The 16,965-nt window shown below is 71.7% G+C and carries 10 protein-coding genes and 1 pseudogene; 4 read left to right on the forward strand and 7 right to left on the reverse strand.

What is annotated here, in order from left to right; genetic code table 11:
* Positions 1-14: 14 nt before the first annotated feature.
* The gene (locus ACTWJ8_RS38655) at positions 15-1,820 is read right to left on the reverse strand and encodes a serine hydrolase (RefSeq protein ID WP_443262097.1); all 1,806 of its coding nucleotides are present in this window, start codon (positions 1,818-1,820) and stop codon (positions 15-17) included.
* Between the two features lie 169 nt (positions 1,821-1,989).
* Between ACTWJ8_RS38655 and ACTWJ8_RS38660 the strand changes: the two genes are divergently transcribed.
* Both ACTWJ8_RS38660 and ACTWJ8_RS38665 read left to right on the forward strand, forming a co-directional pair.
* Positions 1,990-3,090, forward strand: coding sequence for an NAD(P)H-dependent flavin oxidoreductase (locus ACTWJ8_RS38660; RefSeq protein WP_443262098.1), 1,101 nt, complete (start codon positions 1,990-1,992; stop codon positions 3,088-3,090).
* Between the two features lie 9 nt (positions 3,091-3,099).
* Positions 3,100-4,650, forward strand: coding sequence for an acyl-CoA synthetase (locus tag ACTWJ8_RS38665; protein ID WP_443262099.1), 1,551 nt, complete (start codon positions 3,100-3,102; stop codon positions 4,648-4,650).
* A gap of 50 nt (positions 4,651-4,700) precedes the next feature.
* On the opposite strand, the gene ACTWJ8_RS38670 is transcribed toward ACTWJ8_RS38665, so the two are convergent.
* A complete protein-coding gene (locus ACTWJ8_RS38670; protein ID WP_443262100.1) occupies positions 4,701-7,118 on the reverse strand; it encodes a penicillin acylase family protein in 2,418 nt (805 codons plus the stop codon).
* Positions 7,119-7,266: 148 nt separating this feature from the next.
* Between ACTWJ8_RS38670 and ACTWJ8_RS38675 the strand changes: the two genes are divergently transcribed.
* Positions 7,267-8,787, forward strand: coding sequence for an acyl-CoA synthetase (locus ACTWJ8_RS38675; RefSeq protein ID WP_443262101.1), 1,521 nt, complete (start codon positions 7,267-7,269; stop codon positions 8,785-8,787).
* A 6-nt stretch (positions 8,788-8,793) separates the two neighbouring features.
* On the opposite strand, the gene ACTWJ8_RS38680 is transcribed toward ACTWJ8_RS38675, so the two are convergent.
* The 5 genes and pseudogenes from ACTWJ8_RS38680 to ACTWJ8_RS38700 all read right to left on the reverse strand — a co-directional run bounded on the left by ACTWJ8_RS38680 (position 8,794) and on the right by ACTWJ8_RS38700 (position 16,489).
* On the reverse strand, positions 8,794-11,550 hold the full coding sequence (locus ACTWJ8_RS38680; protein WP_443262102.1) for an alkaline phosphatase family protein: 2,757 nt from the start codon (positions 11,548-11,550) through the stop codon (positions 8,794-8,796).
* A 5-nt stretch (positions 11,551-11,555) separates the two neighbouring features.
* On the reverse strand, positions 11,556-12,938 hold the full coding sequence (locus tag ACTWJ8_RS38685) for an ABC transporter permease (RefSeq protein WP_443262103.1): 1,383 nt from the start codon (positions 12,936-12,938) through the stop codon (positions 11,556-11,558).
* Between the two features lie 227 nt (positions 12,939-13,165).
* Positions 13,166-14,125 (reverse strand): annotated as a pseudogene (locus ACTWJ8_RS38690) (ABC transporter ATP-binding protein); the annotation flags it as partial.
* Positions 14,126-14,289: 164 nt separating this feature from the next.
* Positions 14,290-15,591, reverse strand: a complete 1,302-nt coding sequence (gene paaK / locus ACTWJ8_RS38695) for a phenylacetate--CoA ligase PaaK (protein ID WP_443262104.1) — start codon at positions 15,589-15,591, stop codon at positions 14,290-14,292.
* Between the two features lie 109 nt (positions 15,592-15,700).
* On the reverse strand, positions 15,701-16,489 hold the full coding sequence (locus ACTWJ8_RS38700) for a GNAT family N-acetyltransferase (protein ID WP_443262105.1): 789 nt from the start codon (positions 16,487-16,489) through the stop codon (positions 15,701-15,703).
* A gap of 83 nt (positions 16,490-16,572) precedes the next feature.
* Here ACTWJ8_RS38700 and ACTWJ8_RS38705 point away from each other — a divergent pair, with 83 nt between their 5' ends.
* Positions 16,573-16,962, forward strand: coding sequence for a VOC family protein (locus ACTWJ8_RS38705; RefSeq protein WP_356384794.1), 390 nt, complete (start codon positions 16,573-16,575; stop codon positions 16,960-16,962).
* Positions 16,963-16,965 lie beyond the last annotated feature (3 nt).

Here is a 16,965-nt window from a genome sequence, read left to right on the forward strand (position 1 = left end):
GGGGACCGGTCGGCTCAGTCCCGCGAGGCCGTCCAGCCCTTCGCCTCGATACGGGACGCGTCGGCCGGGCGCGCCTCGTCGAACGCCACCTCGTCCCCGTCGAGGACGCGGATGCCGTCGACGTAGGCGCCCCGGCCGACGTAGAGCTGGTCGGTCGCGTAGCGCCAGCGCAGCCGGAGCGCGGACGCGGTGAACGGGCCCAGGTCGGCGTGGAGGCGGTGCCAGGTGCGGTCCGCGTAGCCGTCGACCGAGCCTGTGGGGTGCGCGTCCGAGCGGTCCGTGGTGAACGGCAGCGGCGACCAGTTCCTGCCGCCGTCCGTGGACGTCTCCAGGAACAGGAAGTCGGAGTGCGGCTCCGTGTCCCACCACAGCTCGCAGTCGAGCCGCGCGCGGTCCGAGGCGAGCCGCAGGTCCGGCAGCGTCAGCGTCGCCGACGTAGCGCTCGCCATGCCGGAGAACCAGGCGGTGCGGCCGTGCTTCGGCCGGACGGCGACCGCGCGCGCCATGTTGTTGCCCGCGGCGACCCGGGGTGCGGAGCCGGATCGCCAACTGCGCACGGGGTGCACGGAGTTGCCGAGGACGATGAGGAACGAGTCGGTCGTCGGGTCGAGCACCAGCGAGGTGCCGGTGAATCCGGTGTGGCCCGCCGTGCCAGGCGTCGCCATCGCGCCCATGTACCAGTGCTGGTACAGCTCGAAGCCGAGGCCGTGCTCGTCGCCGGGGAAGTCCGTGTTGAAGTTGGTGAACATGAGGTCGACCGACTTCTGGGACAGGATGCGCGCCGTGCCGTAGACCCCGCCGTTCAGGAGTGTGCGGCCGAGCACGGCCATGTCCCAGGCGCAGGAGAAGACGCCGGCGTGGCCCGCGACACCGCCGAAGGCGTACGCGTTCTCGTCGTGCACCTCGCCCCACACCAGGCCCCGGTCCAGGCCCGACCACGGTGCGCGGGCGTCCTCGGTGGCCGCCACCTTCGGCCTCCAGGACGCGGGCGGGTTGTAGCGGGTGCGGGTCATGCCGAGCGGCCCCGTGATCCGCTCGGGCAGCAGCACGTCCAGACGCTTGCCCGTGAGCCGCTCGACGACGAGCTGGAGCGTGATCAGGTTCAGGTCCGAGTACAGGTACGTGGTGCCCGCCGGATTGATCAGCGCCTCCTTCCACAGGAGGGCGAGCCGCGCGTCCTGTTCGGACTCCTTGTAGAAGGCGATGTCGGGCCGGAACCCGGAGGTGTGGGTGAGCAGCTGGCGGACCGTCACGTCCTGCTTGCCGCCGCCGGTGAACTCGGGCAGGTACGAGACGACCTTCGCCTCGAGCTCCAGCGCGCCGCGCTCGATCTCCTGCACGGCGAGGATCGACGTGAACAGCTTGGAAATCGAGGCCAGGTCGAAGACCGTGTCGTCGGCCATGTCGATCTGCTGGTCGGCGGGGAACTCGACGCCGGTGTCGGTCTTGTCGTCGTAGTGCGAGTAGCGCACCGCCTTGCCGATCGGCTGGTGCAGCGCGACCGTGCCGCCGCGGCCCGCGAGCAGCACCGCGCCCGCGTACCAGGGGTGCTTCGGCGAGGGGCCGAGGAACTTCTCGGCGTCGGCGACCAGTTGGCGCAGATGCCCCGCGAGGAGCCCGGCCCGCTCGGGGGAGCCTCGGCGCAGCGTCGGCCGGTGGGCCGCCTGCTCGGTGGCGGCCGCCGCGGGGCCCGCGGGGAAGGGGGCGAGGGCCAGCGCGCCGCCCAGGGCGAGGCCCGCCGCGCCGAACTGTCGCCTGGTCAGGCCCGCGCCCGGCGCGTCTCCGTATGGTCTGTCCGTTGCTTCGGGTGCTCCGCTCATGGACGAGGCCCTCCTGAAAAATTCTTTCGGGATCTACCGAGTCGGATGAAACTTCTCTGTCAGCGCTGCCTCGTGTCAACACCCCTGCGGGATGACCGCCCGGTGAAGAATCTGACGCTGCATCAGAAAAGCTCTTCCGTCGTCCGCCCCGCTGCGGCATCCTGCGCGCATGCAGACGGAGCTGAGCAAGAAACTGGGGATCGAGCACGCCGTCTTCGGCTTCACGCCGTTCCCTGCGGTGGCCGCGGCCATCAGCAGGGCCGGGGGCTTCGGCGTGCTCGGTGCGGTCCGCTACGCGGCACCCGACGAACTCAAACGCGACCTCGACTGGCTGCACGCGCACGCCGACGGCATGCCCTACGGGCTCGACGTCGTGATGCCCGCGAAGAAGGTGGAGGGCGTCACCGAGGCCGACATCGAGGCGATGATCCCGCCCGAGCACCGGGCGTTCGTCCAGGAGACCCTCGCCAAGTACGGGGTCCCCGAGCTCGCCGAGGGCGAGGCGTCCGGCTGGCGCATCACCGGCTGGATGGAACAGGTCGCCCGCAGCCAACTCGACGTCGCCTTCGACTACCCGATCAAACTCCTCGCCAACGCGCTCGGTTCGCCGCCCGCCGACGTCATCGCCCGCGCCCACGAGCACGACATCCTCGTCGCCGCGCTCGCGGGCAGCGCCCGGCACGCCCGCAAGCACGCGGAGGCCGGCATCGACGTCGTCGTCGCGCAGGGCTACGAGGCCGGCGGACACACCGGCGAGATCGCCTCCATGGTGCTCACCCCGGAGGTCGTCGAGGCCGTCGACCCGCTGCCGGTCCTCGCCGCGGGCGGCATCGGCAGCGGCCAACAGGTCGCGGCGGCGCTCGCGCTCGGCGCGCAGGGCGTGTGGCTCGGCTCCGTGTGGCTGACGACGACCGAGGCCGACATGCACTCGCCCGCCGTCACCCGCAAGCTGCTCGCGGCCGGGTCCGGCGACACGGTGCGCTCCCGGGCGCTCACCGGCAAGCCCGCCCGCCAGCTCCGTACGGAGTGGACGGACGCCTGGGACGACCCGGCGGGCCCCGGACCGCTGCCGATGCCCCTCCAGGGCCTGCTCGTCGCGGAGGCCGTCTCCCGCATCCAGAAGTACGAGGTGGAACCCCTCCTCGGCACGCCCGTCGGCCAGATCGTCGGCCGCATGAACGAGGAACGCAGCGTCCAGGCGGTCTTCGACGACCTGACCCGCGGCTTCGAGAAGGCGATCGACCGCATCAACAAGATCGCAGGACGGTGAGGGACGAGCATGAGCACACCCCCCAACGGATTCTGGGCGCAGGCCGCCGCCGACCCCGAGCGCACGATCCTGATCGCACCCGACGGCGAGCCCTGGACGGCGGGGCGGCTGCATGCCGCCGCCAACCGGATGGTCCACGGGCTGCGGGAGGCGGGCCTGAAGCGCGGTGACGCCTTCGCCCTCGTGCTGCCCAACGGCGTCGAGTTCTTCACCGCCTACCTCGCCGCCTCGCAGGCCGGCTTCTACCTCGTGCCGGTCAACCACCACCTCGTGGGCCCGGAGATCGCCTGGATCGTCTCCGACTCCGGCGCCAAGGTGCTGATCGCGCACGAGCGGTTCGCCGACGCGGCCCGCGCCGCGGCCGACGAGGCAGGCCTGCCCGACAGCCACCGGTACGCGGTCGGGGACGTCGCGAGCTTCCGCCCGTACGCCGAACTGCTCGACGGACAGAGCGAGTCGGCGCCCGCGGACCGCACGCTCGGCTGGGTCATGAACTACACGTCCGGCACGACAGGGCGCCCCCGCGGCATCCGCCGTCCGCTCTCCGGGAAGCTCCCCGAGGAGTCGTACCTCGGCGGATTCCTCGGCATCTTCGGCATCAAGCCGTACGACGACAACGTGCACCTCGTGTGCTCACCGCTCTACCACACGGCGGTGCTGCAGTTCGCGGGCGCGTCCCTGCACATCGGGCACAAGCTCGTGCTCATGGACAAGTGGACGCCCGAGGAGATGCTCCGCCTCATCGACACCCACAGGGCGACCCACACGCACATGGTCCCGACGCAGTTCCACCGCCTGCTCGCGCTCCCGCAGGAGGTCAAGGACCGCTACGACGTGACGTCCATGCGGCACGCGATCCACGGCGCCGCGCCGTGCCCCGACCACGTCAAGCGCGCGATGATCGACTGGTGGGGCATGTGCGTCGAGGAGTACTACGCGGCGAGCGAGGGCGGCGGCGCGTTCGCCACGGCCGAGGACTGGCTGAAGAAGCCCGGCACCGTCGGAAAGCCGTGGCCCATCAGCGAGTTGGCCATCTACGACGACGACGGCAACAAGCTGCCCGCCGGTGAACTCGGCACCGTCTACCTCAAGATGAACACCGGCGGATTCTCGTACCACAAGGACGAGGGCAAGACGAAGAAGAACCGCATCGGCGACTTCTTCACGGTGGGTGACCTGGGACTGCTGGACGAGGACGGCTACCTCTTCCTCCGCGACCGCAAGATCGACATGATCATCTCGGGCGGTGTCAACATCTACCCCGCCGAGATCGAGTCCGCGCTCCTCACCCACCCCGCCGTCGCCGACGCCGCCGCGTTCGGCATCCCGCACGACGACTGGGGCGAGGAGGTCAAGGCGGTCGTCGAGGTCGCCGAGGGCCGCACGGCCGACGACGCGCTCGCCGCCGAGATCCTCGCCCACTGCGAGACCCGACTCGCGGGCTACAAGCGGCCCAAGACGGTCGACTTCATCGACACGATGCCCCGCGACCCCAACGGCAAGCTCTACAAACGCCGCCTGCGCGACCCGTACTGGGAGGGGCGGACCCGGGCGGTGTGACCTCGCGCCCGCGCCGGGCCGTCCCCGAGCGACCGGGGACGGCCCGGTGCTCAGTCGTGGACCCGCACCACCTTCAGTGCGGGCGACTTGAGGATGTCCTTCTCGCAGAAGCGTTCCGTGACCCACTTCTTCTGGGAGTAGAGGCGTGTCTGGTCGCTGTAGTGGGGCGAGTCCGGGTTCGAGGACTGGGAGTAGGTGAGGAGGGTGCGGGCCACCGGGCAGCGGCCGCCGTTCCAGCCGACCGCCTGGATGTAGCTCGAACCGGTCGTCACCTCCGTGTAGCCGCCGCCCGCCGCGTTCCACACCGGCTCCACCTTGTTCCACACGCCCAGCGACTCCGTACCACCGTGCACCGGGATGCGGTCGCCGCCGCGCGTCACGAACTGGTGGTCGCCGAGTTCGGCGTCCAGAGGGATGTTCGCCGCCTTCAGTTCCGTCACCGTGTCCGCCAGCGCCGTCGCGAAGCCCGGCGCCTGCGTGTTGAGGGTGTTCGGCGTGCCCACCGGGTCGGCCGCGGAGAACGGCACCTTCCACAACTGCGCCTCCGGCACCGCCGCCGTGAGCTTGCGCCAGAACCGGTCGAAGAGCAGCGCGCCCCGGCTCTCGGTGTTCATGGTGCGGTCCCAGCGGCCGATCACGTCACAGGCCGCCGAGACGTCGACCGGCTTGCCGTCACTGCCGGAAGCCGTGCCACCGGGCAGCGCCGCGCACGCCTTCGCCGTGTCCGCGGCCGTCAGATCGGCGGCCGGCACCCGGTCGGCGAACTGCTGCCGCTGCAGGTCGGCGACCGTCAGCGACCCCTTGTCCGCCATCGCCGCGACGTCCTCGACCGCGCCGCGCGTACGCATCGAGCGCTGCGTCCCGATGTTCCCGAAGACCCGCTCGTAACCGGTCAGCGGCCTGTCGGGATTGGCCAGCCACGCGCTGTCGTTGGAGTTCTCCGCGTACGGGGCGTCCTTGAGCACCGGCATCTTCGACGGGCCGAAGATCCCCGGCTGCACCGCGTCCTTGTCCCTGCCGAGCGCGCAGTCGCCGCGCGAACCGTCGAGGACCGCGACGCCCGACGCCGGGTACGTCGTCCTGCCCAGCGGCGTCGAGCAGCGCGCCGCCAGGTCGTCCGTGATCCGCGGCAGCACCTGCGACTGCGTGAACAGCGAGTGCCCCGAGGAGTCCGCCGCGATCGTGTTCACCCACGGCAGGCCCTGCGTGCGCCGCAGCGACGCGAGGACGTCGGCCGTCGAGCGTGCCTTGCCGAAGCCGAGCGCCGTGTCGGACGCCCGCAGGTTCACCGCGTTCGGGTCGCCCAGCGCGTACGCCGTCGTCGCCGTCCACGGCAGTGGCAACTGGGAACCGAGGTTCGTGACGACCGGTCCGTAGCGGGTCCACCACTGGGCGCGGGTGACGTCGGCGCCGCCCTTCACCGGCACCGTCACGGACCGTTTCGTCATCCGCTCCTTCTTGCCGTCGACCACGTACGTCGTCGGGTCGGACGGATCGAGCGTCAACTGGTGCAGGTTGAGCGTGACACCCGTCGCCACCGTGTGGCTCCACGCCACATGGGCGTTGTGCCCGATGGAGACGCCGGTACTGCCGAGCAGCGCCCCGCCCATGACGTTCAGCTCGCCGGGGATCGTCTGCTGCGACTGCCAGAAGCGGCGGCCGCCCTGCCACGGGTAGTGCGGATTGCCGAGCAGCAGCCCCCGCCCGTTCGCCGTCGCCGCCCCGCTGAACGCCACCGCGTTCGAGCCCATGTCGGAGGAGTCCTGCGCGAACAGCTCACGGGCGGCGCGCGCGGCGTCGGCCTTGTCAGGCTGTTCCCGCGTGGCACCGGAGGCGGCGGTCGGTGGCTGCGCGGCCGTGATGCCCTCGATGCCGCGCCCCTGCCCGCCGAGCACCGCGAGCGCGTACCCGCGCGTCGCCACGTCGAGCTCCGTCACCGGCTTCACCCAGTCGGCGCCCTTGCACGCCGGGTCGGTGATCCGGTTCTGCCGCAGCCACGCGTTGTACCCGGCGGCCCAGCCGCGCATGGAGTCCTTCACGGCCCGGCTCGGCCCCGCGGGCGCCGGCGTGTCGAGGAGCTTCTCGACGGTGTGCGTCTGGCGGACGCCCTTGAAGTACAGGTCGCTGGAGAGGTTCTTGGTCGCCGACGACAGCGAGCCGTCGGGCGCCGCGTCGGGCCCGAACACCCGCGAGCGCTCGCCGCGCAGCGTCACGAACCCGTCGGCGAGCGTGCACACCTGGTCGGCGGCCTGCGCCCATCCGGTGCCGAAGCCGAGGTTCGCGTAGTCCTTCGCGACGATGTGCGGAATGCCGTACTCGGTGTACCGGATGGTGGCGGAGAGCCCGCCGCCGTGCGGGTGGGCGTCCCGTCCTGCCGCGGCGGACGGGACCGAGGCCGCGGTGCCGACCAGGGTCAGCAGGGCGATCCCGACGGCCGCGAGGCGTCTGTGTCCCGGGCGTGTGCGCATCGTGCTCCCAACTGCAGTACGGGCAGAGGTGGTTGAGCAGGGTGTGGCGCGGCCGAGCGTACCAACCGGTATGTCCCGTGCCGAGAGGTCCGCCGCGGCGCGCGACGCGTCCCTTGACCCGGCGCCCGCTACCGCACAGGATCACGCCATGACGAGGTCACCTGCCGCCGAGGCCGCCAGCAGCACCGTCGACGGAGTCCTGCGCCGCAGCGCCCGCCGCACCCCGGCGCGCGTCGCCCTGCGCTACGGGCCGCGCTCATGGACCTACGAGGAACTCGACGACGCCGTGTCCCGGGCCGCCGGTGCGCTGCGCGCCGAGGGCCTCGCGCCCGGCGACCGGGTCGGCGCCTACGGGCACAACTCCGACGCGTACCTGATCGGCTTCCTCGCGTGCGCCCGCGCGGGCCTCGTGCACGTCCCGGTCAACCAGAACCTGACCGGCGACGACCTCGCGTACATCGTCCGCCAGTCCGGCACCTCGCTCGTCCTCGCCGACCCCGACATCGCGCACCGCCTCCCCGGAGACGTACGCGTGCTGCCGCTGCGCGACGCCGACGACACGCTGCTCAGGCGCCTCGCCGCGAGCACGCCGTACGACGGGGAGCCGCCGCACGCCGACGAGCTGGCACAGCTCCTCTACACCTCGGGGACCACCGCGCTGCCCAAAGGCGCCCGGATGACGCACCGGGCGCTCGTCCACGAGTACGTGAGCGCCATCCACGCGCTCGACCTCAAGGTGACGGACCGGCCGGTGCACGCGCTGCCGCTGTACCACTCGGCGCAGATGCACGTGTTCCTGCTGCCGTACCTGGCCGTGGGCGCCACCAACACGATCCTCGACGCGCCCGCCGCCGGGCCGGTGTTCGACCTGGTGGAGGCGGGCGAGGCCGACAGCCTGTTCGCGCCGCCGACCGTGTGGATCGGGCTCTCCCAGCACCCGGAGTTCGCCGACCGCGACCTGAGCGGTCTGCGCAAGGCGTACTACGGCGCCTCGATCATGCCGGTCCCCGTCCTCGAACGGCTGCGCGCCCGGCTGCCCGGACTCGCCTTCTACAACTGCTTCGGGCAGAGCGAGATCGGCCCGCTCGCCACTGTCCTCGGCCCCGACGAGCACGAGGGCCGGATGGACTCCTGCGGGCGGCCCGTCCTGTTCGTCGAGGCGAAGATCGTCGACGACGAGGGCAAGGACGTGCCCGACGGCACGCCCGGCGAGGTCGTCTACCGCTCGCCGCAACTGTGCGACGGCTACTGGGACAAGCCCGAGGAGACCGAACAGGCCTTCCGCGACGGCTGGTTCCGCTCCGGCGACCTCGCCGTGCGCGACAGCGAGGGCTACTTCACCGTCGTCGACCGGGTGAAGGACGTCATCAACTCCGGCGGTGTCCTCGTCGCGTCCCGCCAGGTCGAGGACGCCCTCTACACCCACCCGGCCGTCGCCGAGGCCGCCGTCGTCGGCCTGCCCGACGAGCGCTGGATCGAGGCCGTCACCGCCGTCGTGGTGCGCGGCGGCGACGCGGACGTCACCGAGGACGAGCTGATCGCCCACGCCCGCGAGCAGCTCGCCCACTTCAAGGCGCCCAAGAGGGTCGTCTTCGTGGACGAACTGCCCCGCAACGCCTCCGGCAAGATCCTCAAGCGGGAGCTCAGGGACCGATTCGCGGAGGGCTAGGGTCCGTCAGCCGTCGTTCTCCGCCGAGGGGAGGAACGCGCCGGGCACGTCGTCCGGCGCGTAGAGCTTGCTCTCGCCGGGATACGGCTTCTTCCAGCCGTGCGTTTCGTACCAGGTGAAGTGGTTCATCTGCGCCGGGTTCGCGTAGTCCGGCACCGCGTGCTCACCCGTGAGGCGCTGCTTCGCCTTCCACGCGTCCCAGGTGTCGGCCAGCTTCCGCTGCTCCGCCGGCACCGCGGTCGACGGCACGGCCGCCGCCTTCGGGTCCTGGGCCGCCGGCTTGTCCTCGCCGCACGACGGGGGAGTGGCGAGCCCCGCCGTCAGCGAGGTCCGGTTCGGCACCGCAGTGAACGGCGTGTAGTCGGCCTTCTTCGTGAACGCCGCCGCCATCGGGCTGGCCGCCGTGTCCTTCTGGTTCATCGGGTGGATCCCGAGGATCTGCTCGATCGTGCGGATCACCGTGATCTGCGTGTAGTAGTGGCTGTCGACCGTGCCGCGCTTCGCCCACGGGCTGATGATCTGCACCGGGGCGCGATGCCCGTCGACGTGGTCGAGGCCCGCCTGGGAGTCGTCCTCGACCACGAAGATCGCAGAGTCCTTCCAGTACTTGCTGTGTGAGATGGTGTCGACGATCCGGCCGGTCGCCAGGTCGTTGTCCGCGACCTGCGCGGGCGCGCTCGCGGGGCCGCCCGTGTGGTCGCTGGAGAGCCAGAACATGTTCAGGTTCGCCGGACCGTTCTTGGCGAAGTCCCGCTTCCAGATCTCCGAGCGGTACACGTCGGGCACCGACGTGTCGAACTTCGCGAAGCCCGGCACGGACACCGAGTTGAGCGAGGGGATCGGCGAGGACGACGTCAGCTTGTACGCGGTGTCCTTTCCGGTCGCCGCCATGTTCTTGCTGTCGCAGTACAGGTTCTGCCAGCTCGCGTCGGCCGGCTTGTCGAGGAACTGGTGGAACTCGCCGAAGTCCCGCACCGACCGGCCCGCGCTCTGCGCGCCGGTCCACAGGAACCCGGACTTCTGGTGGCCGAGCGCGTCGTCCTCGGTGTCGTAACTGCGCTGGTACTCACCGGCCGACGACTCGGTGTACTCCGGGTTGTCCGCCTGCATCAGCCAGTTGTGGCCCTCGGCCGAGTTCGTGCCGATGTCGTACGTGTTGTCGTAGAGGCCGAACTGCCGGGCCATGGCGTGCTGGTTGGGCGTGACGTTCTCGCCGAACTCGGCGAGCGACGCGTCGCCGTTGCCCTCCTTCATGTCGCCGAAGACCTGGTCGTAGGTCCGGTTCTCCTTGACGATCAGGAAGACGTGCTTGATCGTCGACGGGTCTCCGAGGCGGGCGGGCACGGGCACGGGCTTCGCCCGGCTGTCGCTGCTCGCCTTCTTCGCGACGCCGGCGGTCCAGCCGTTCTGCTGGAACACCTTGCCCGTCTGCTTCTTGATCACGTCGTCGTTCGGCAGCGTGAAGTGCTGCACGCTCGACGTGGTGTCGTGGGTGGTGTGTCCCGCCTTGGTGGTGGGTCGGCGGGCGTCGATGCCGCGCGTGTTGGAGACCACGACCTGCTTGCCGACGGTGCTGATCTCGGCGGGGAAGTAGTCCGTCGGCAGAAGCCCGACATAACTGACGGGCTCCTGCGGCGACGTGTAGCGGTAGACGGCGACCGCGTTCGCGCGGCCCAGCGTCACCAGGAGGCGGCCGTCGTCCGTCAGCGTCACGGCGTTCGGCTCGTAGCCGACGGACGCCTCGGGCCACGGCCTGGTGGAGATCGTCTGGACGACCTTGTCCTTGGTGGTGTCGACGACCGACACGTCGTTCGTGGCGGTGTTCGTGACGAACAGCGCGCCCTTCCTCGCGTACAGCGCCGTCGGATGCAGGCCCACGTCGAGGGAGCGGACCGCGGCGTCCGGCCTGCCCAGGTCGATGACGCTGAGCGTGCCGGTGGTGGTCGCGCCGGTCTTCGGGTCGGCGGGGACATCGGTGCCGTACGAGTTGATGGTGGACTCGCCGGCCTTCGCGGGACGGCCGCCCTCGTTGCTCACGTACAGCTTGTCGCCGACCTGCGCCAGGTCGCGCGGCGCGTTGCCCACGGACCAGCTCTTCCTGATCGCGCCGCTCGCCGCGTCGAGGGCCCCGACCCGGTTCTGGCCGTTGACCGCCGAGTAGACCGTCGAGCCGTCCTTGGAGAACACCGGTTCACCGACGAGCGCGTGCTTCGAACCGTCCGCCGGGATGGTCACGTACGTCGGGTCGGTGACCGAGCCGTCGTCCTTCACCGTGAAGCGGGTGTAGCCGTCGATCTGGCCGAGCCAGAGCTGCTTGCCGTCGGGGGAGTAGGTGGGGCCCTCCTGGCCGACGTTGTTGCTCTTGATGCGCGGCGACGAGGAGGCCGCGTTGCTGACGAGCTGCTGCACCTTCCACGTCTTCAGGTCGACGATCCCGAGCGCGGAACCGCCGTCGGTGAGCGAGGCGGCGAGGTGCGAGCCGTCCGGGCTGACCTCGGACGACATGATCTTCCCGTTGTCGATGACCGTCCGGTCGCCGTACGGGGATATGTACTGGTCGCTGGAGACGACACGGCCGTTCGCGGTCTCCTGGCCGACCTGGTCGGTGCCGAACTGATGGGTCTGGGCGAAGGCGGTGCCCGCGAGCGCCAGGACGAGCGCGGTGACCCCCGCGGTGGCCAGCGGTCTGCGGCGGCCGATGCGCCCGGCGAGCGAGCCGAGACCGGCCCGCGGCACGCGCCTGCGGCGGCGTGATACCTGCATGGAGTTCATCCCTTCGGAACCTTGTTCAGTGGGTGCGGTGTCGCGGACAGCAGCTCGACGGTGCCGTCGAACTGCCACAGCGGGTTCGGTGCGTCCCCGGTCGAGGTGTGCACCAGGAAGTAGCCGTTCACTTCCTTCGGTCCGTCGCCGTCGGCGACGAACCGCCCGTCGGAGGTGACGTCGAGCTGGTAGACGGCCTGTCCCGTGGCCTCGACGTCGGGAAGGTGCCAGGAGACGACGCAGCGCCAGTCGTTGCCCGCTCCCTCGGCCCCGTCGCCCACACCGGCCTTCGTGCACGCGGCGGAGGGGCGCAGGGCGTCCTCGTCGACCGCAGGCCGGTGCAGCTCGTCGGCCTGGGTGCGGTACAGATGCCCGAAGGCGGTGGCGACCGAGCGCTGCACCTTCTCCTGCGTGATCCCGGAGCCCTCAGCCGGAGCCGCCAGGCCGAGGGCGGCGACGCTGACCGCGAGCAGCCCGGCGAGCGGCAGCGCGCCGAACGTGAGCGCGCGGCGGCCGGACGCGTCGTCGGTCGGATTCGTGAAGTCCCGCCGTACGAACAGGAGATGTGCGAGCCCGGTCGCTGCAGCCGCCCACACCAGCGCGATCACCACGCCGATCAGCAGCGGCGCGAGCTGGACGGGCCCGGTGAACAGCCCGTTCCAGGCGAGGAACGCGGAGCCGGGCAGCGCCACGCGCACGCTCACCGGCAGCGGCAGCAACTGCGCGAGTTGAAGGACCAGCGCCACCAGCGCGGGCAGCAGCAGACCCATCGGCGAGCGGCCGAACGCCACCGAACCCAGCAGCCCGAGCGCCGCGAGCGCCAGCGTCGGGGCGAGCGCGCACAGCCACGCGAGCAGCACCCGCACCGCCGCGTCCGACGCCCCGACGGCCGCGCCGTCCAGGCCGACGAGCGGATGGTGGCCCACCGTCAGAAGCCCGCCGACCGTGCTCGACACGGCCAGCCCGGCCACGAGCACCAGCAGCACGGAGAGGCTGGCGAGCGCCTTCGCGGCGAAGATCCGGCCCGGCGAACGGACCGCCACGAGCAGATGACGCCAAGTGCCGAGCCGGTCCTCCGCCGCGAACACGTCGCCGGCCACCAGCGAGGTCAGCAGCGGCAGCGCCCACACGCCCGCGAACCCGAGGATCACCAGCGGTCCTGCCCACCCGGTGGCATGCATCCACCGGCCGAAGAGGGTGTCGGTGGGCAGGGTGCTCTGCGCGGCGACACCGGCGACGAACACCCCGGGTGCCAGCCAGCAGACCAGCACGAGCAGCCGCACCCGCCACTGCGACACGAGCTTGACCAGCTCGAACCGGTAGGCGCGCCGCACGGACACGGGTCTCGTGCGCGTCACACCCGGGGGTGCGGTCAGCACGTCCGCCATCACGCGGCCTCCCGGGGGCGGGGAGTGGAGGGGGCGGCGCGGTCGCCTTCGGGACCGGAGCCCGCAGGGTCACGGACCTCGGGGACCGGTGGGCCGCCGACCCCCGGGCGGGTGACGTCCACGCCCTCGTCCCGTGCGTCCACCGTCCGATGGGCGGCGGCCTTCGAGGCTCCGTCCCGTGGACGAGGCGCCCGCCCGGCGGGGTCCCGCCTCGCCGACTCGCCGTGCCCGGACTCGGCCGCCTCCGTCAGCGACAGGAACGCCGCCTCCAACGGGGAGACCACCGGCGCCAGTTCGCGCAGCGCGATGCCTTCCGTCACGAGGCGGGACACCAGCGCGTCGATGGCGTGCGTGCGGGCGCGGACGACCAGGGCCTCCGCCCCGTAGCGCGTCGAGGGCTCGGCACGGACGCCGTCCGTGGCCGCCGCCAGAGTGTGGGCCGCGCGCGGGTCGGAGGTCAGCAGCCGGTACGCGAGCTCCTGGTCGTCCGCCGTCAGACCGCTCAGCGGCCCGGAGAAGGCGACCCGGCCGGTGGCGAGGACGGTGACCTCGGAGCAGAGCGCCTCCAGGTCGTCCATGCGGTGGCTGGACAGCACGACGGCCGTGCCGTCCGCCGCGAGCCCCCGCAGGACGCGGTGCACGTGTCGCGCGCCGGCGGGGTCGAGGCCGTTCGACGGTTCGTCGAGGATCAGCAGGCGCGGCTCCGTGAGCAGCGCCGACGCGAGCCCGAGCCGCTGCCGCATGCCGAGCGAGAAGCCCCGTACCCGGTCGTCCGCCACCTCCGCGAGCCCGACCTCGGCCAGTGCGTCCCGGATCGTGCCCGTACGGGCGTCGAGCCCCCGCAGATCCGCCAGCGCGGCCAGGTTCTGCCGCGCGGTCAGCGAGGGGTAGAGCCCGGGGCCGTCCACGAACCCGGCCACCCCCGCGGGCGCGGCGAGGGCCCGGCCGACCGGCACGCCCAGCACGTCGAGGGTGCCGGAGTCCGGCACGGCCAGGCCGAGGAGCAGGCCCAGCAGGGTCGTCTTGCCCGCGCCGTTCGGGCCGACGAGGCCGTGGATCCGGCCCGCCGCCACGTCGAGGTCGACGCCGTCGAGGGCGACAACGTTGCCGAAGCACTTCGTGATGCCGCGCGCCCGCAGCGCGAGCGGTTCCACCGCCGGTCCGTCGTCCGGTTGTCTGTGGTCCATGAGTCCCTTCCTTCAAGGCCTCATGGACCTTAGGAACGACACAAGAAGCGCACAGAGCCCGGCAGTTGAACGAGGACGGAACGCGAGACGGCCGGACGGTGGCACTCCGCCCGCGGGCGATGCGCCACCGTCCGGCCGTCAGCCGTGCGGACCCGGCGGTCCGCTCACCGCTCCCGCAGATCCACGATCCGCTTGATCTTGCCGACCGACCGCTCCAGGGACTCCGGCTCGACGATCTCCACGGAGACCGTCACCCCGACCCCGTCCTTCATCCCGGCCGCGATGGCGCGCGCCGCCGACTCGCGCTCGTCCGGTGTCGCGTCCGGGCGGGCCTCGGCGCGGACCGTGAGCGCGTCCATCCGGCCCTCGCGGGTGAGGCGGAGCTGGAAGTGCGGAGCGACGCCCGGTGTGCGCAGCACGATCTCCTCGACCTGGGTCGGGAACAGGTTCACGCCCCGCAGGATCACCATGTCGTCACTGCGGCCGGTGATCTTCTCCATGCGGCGGAACGCCGGCCGCGCCGTGCCCGGCAGCAGCCGCGTGAGGTCCCGCGTGCGGTAGCGGATCACCGGCATCGCCTGCTTGGTCAGCGACGTGAACACCAGCTCGCCCGGCTCGCCCTCCGGCAGCACCTCGCCGGTGATCGGGTCCACGATCTCCGGGTAGAACTGGTCCTCCCAGATGTGCAGCCCGTCCTTGGTCTCCACGCACTCCTGTGCCACACCGGGTCCCATGACCTCCGACAGGCCGTAGATGTCGACCGCGTCGATGCCCGCCCGCTCCTCGATCTCGCGCCGCATCTCCTCGGTCCACGGCTCCGCGCCGAAGATGCCGACCTTCAGGGACGTGGTGCGCGCGTCGACTCCCTGGCGCTCGAACTCGTCGAGGAGCGTGAGCATGTACGAGGGCGTGACCATGATGATCTCTGGCTTCAGGTCCAGGATCAGCCGCACCTGCCGCGAGGTCATGCCGCCGGACGCCGGGATCACCGTGCAGCCCAGCCGCTCCGCCCCGTAGTGCGCGCCGAGCCCGCCCGTGAAGAGCCCGTACCCGTACGCCACGTGCACCTTGTGGCCCGGCCTGCCGCCCGCCGCGCGGATCGCCCGCGCCACCATGTCCGACCACATCGACAGGTCTGCCTCGGTGTACCCGACGACCGTCGGCAGCCCCGTGGTGCCGCTCGACGCGTGCAGCCGGCGGACCTCCGACTGGTCGATGGCGAACATCCCGAACGGGTAGTTGTCCCGCAGGTCCGCCTTCGTGGTGAACGGGAAGCGCCCCAGGTCGGCGAGGGAGCGGCAGTCGTCGGGGCGCACGCCCGCCTTGTCGAACGCCTCGCGGTAGAACGGCACCCGCTCGTACACCCGGCGCAGCGTCCCGCGCAGCCGCTCAAGCTGCACCGCCCGCAGCTCGTCCGGGCCGAGCAGCTCGCCCTCGTCCCGCCAGTCCGTCTCCGTCGACGCCATCGCACGCACTCCCGAAACTCCCGACCGATCATTCGGTTGCCCTGCTGTCGATCAGTAATTCAAGAGGTGAGGGCAGTCGTCAAGAGATGCGGCGCTCCGGTTTCCGACGTCAGCGGCCCGCCGGGGGCTCCCAGACGTAGGGGGTGGTGGTCCCGAGGGCCGTGAACCCCAGGCGTTCCAGGATCGGCCTGCTGTACGGCGACGCGTCCACCTGGACGTACGAGAAGCCGCGCTGGGCGGCGATCCGGACGCGGAAGGCGACCAGCGAGCGGTAGACGCCCCGCCCCCGCCACTCGGGGACCGTGCCGCCGCCCCACAGGCTCGCGAACGCGGTCCCCGGGTGGAGTTCGAGCCGCGCCGCGCTCACCGGCTCCTCGCCGTGCAGCGCCACGACCGCCGGAACCGTGTCCGGGTCCTGGGCGAGCTGGGCGCGCAGCTGGTGCCCCACGGCCGCGCGGCCCGGGCCGAAGGCCCGCTCGTGCACCCGTTCCGCCAGCTCCACATGCGCGTCGTCGGTCACGGGGAGCAACCGAATGCCCGCGGGCGGCGGCGTGTCGTGGGGGAGCGCGGCCGTCTCCGCCACGAGCAGCGTCTCCGGCTCCTCCGCCTCGAAGCCGGCCGCCGCGAGCCGCTCCGGCAGGTCGACCGGGAGATCGTGTCCGTACGTCTTCCACTCGAAGGCCCGCCCGAGCCCGCCGAAGAAGCGGACCTGCTCGGCGATCGCCGCGTCGGCGGTGTCCGCGTCGAGGTCCGACCACAGCACCCCGTTCCAGCCCTTCTCGGGCCCCACGCGGCGCACCACGCCGCCGACCCGCTCGACGCGCGTCCCGGGATCGTCGGGCCGCGCGTCGCGCCGCAGCTGCCGGTCGAACAGGTCCCGTACCTTCGCAAGTTCCATGGCGCGCACTTCAGCACCGGGGGCCGGGCCCGGCAACCGAAAATCGGTGCCGCGAGACGGAACACGCTTGCTAAGGTGCGCCGATGACCACGATCAAGAAGGTTCAGATCACCTTCGACTGTGCGGAGCCGGTGCGGGTCGCCCGCTTCTGGTGCGAGGTGCTCGGATACGTGATGCCGGACGGCGCGGACGAGGACGAGTCCTGGTCCGCCGCCGTCGATCCCAACGGGGTGGAGCCCCGCCTGTTCTTCCAGCGCGTCCCCGAGGGGAAGGTCGCGAAGAACCGCGTCCACCTCGACGTACGGGCGGGTACGGGCCTCGTCGGCGACGAGCGGCTCGCGGTGCTCGAAGCGGAGGCCGAGCGCCTGTACAAGCTCGGCGCCACGCATGTCCTGACGCAGCGCGCCGACGAGGAGAACGAGTCCTGCATCACGCTGCAGGACATCGAGGGCAACGAGTTCTGCCTCGACTGAGCC

Origin of the sequence: Streptomyces sp. SDT5-1 (genome assembly GCF_052245995.1) — a bacterium.
Taxonomy (GTDB): Bacteria; Actinomycetota; Actinomycetes; order Streptomycetales; family Streptomycetaceae; genus Streptomyces.

Coding starts and splice junctions, on each gene's coding strand:
- ACTWJ8_RS38655 (WP_443262097.1), bottom strand. CDS start 1,820: ATGAGCGGAGCACCCGAAGCAACGGACAGACCATACGGAGACGCGCCG.
- ACTWJ8_RS38680 (WP_443262102.1), bottom strand. CDS start 11,550: ATGCAGGTATCACGCCGCCGCAGGCGCGTGCCGCGGGCCGGTCTCGGC.
- ACTWJ8_RS38675 (WP_443262101.1), top strand. CDS start 7,267: ATGACGAGGTCACCTGCCGCCGAGGCCGCCAGCAGCACCGTCGACGGA.
- ACTWJ8_RS38700 (WP_443262105.1), bottom strand. CDS start 16,489: ATGGAACTTGCGAAGGTACGGGACCTGTTCGACCGGCAGCTGCGGCGC.
- ACTWJ8_RS38665 (WP_443262099.1), top strand. CDS start 3,100: ATGAGCACACCCCCCAACGGATTCTGGGCGCAGGCCGCCGCCGACCCC.
- ACTWJ8_RS38705 (WP_356384794.1), top strand. CDS start 16,573: ATGACCACGATCAAGAAGGTTCAGATCACCTTCGACTGTGCGGAGCCG.
- paaK (WP_443262104.1), bottom strand. CDS start 15,591: ATGGCGTCGACGGAGACGGACTGGCGGGACGAGGGCGAGCTGCTCGGC.
- ACTWJ8_RS38685 (WP_443262103.1), bottom strand. CDS start 12,938: ATGGCGGACGTGCTGACCGCACCCCCGGGTGTGACGCGCACGAGACCC.
- ACTWJ8_RS38660 (WP_443262098.1), top strand. CDS start 1,990: ATGCAGACGGAGCTGAGCAAGAAACTGGGGATCGAGCACGCCGTCTTC.
- ACTWJ8_RS38670 (WP_443262100.1), bottom strand. CDS start 7,118: ATGCGCACACGCCCGGGACACAGACGCCTCGCGGCCGTCGGGATCGCC.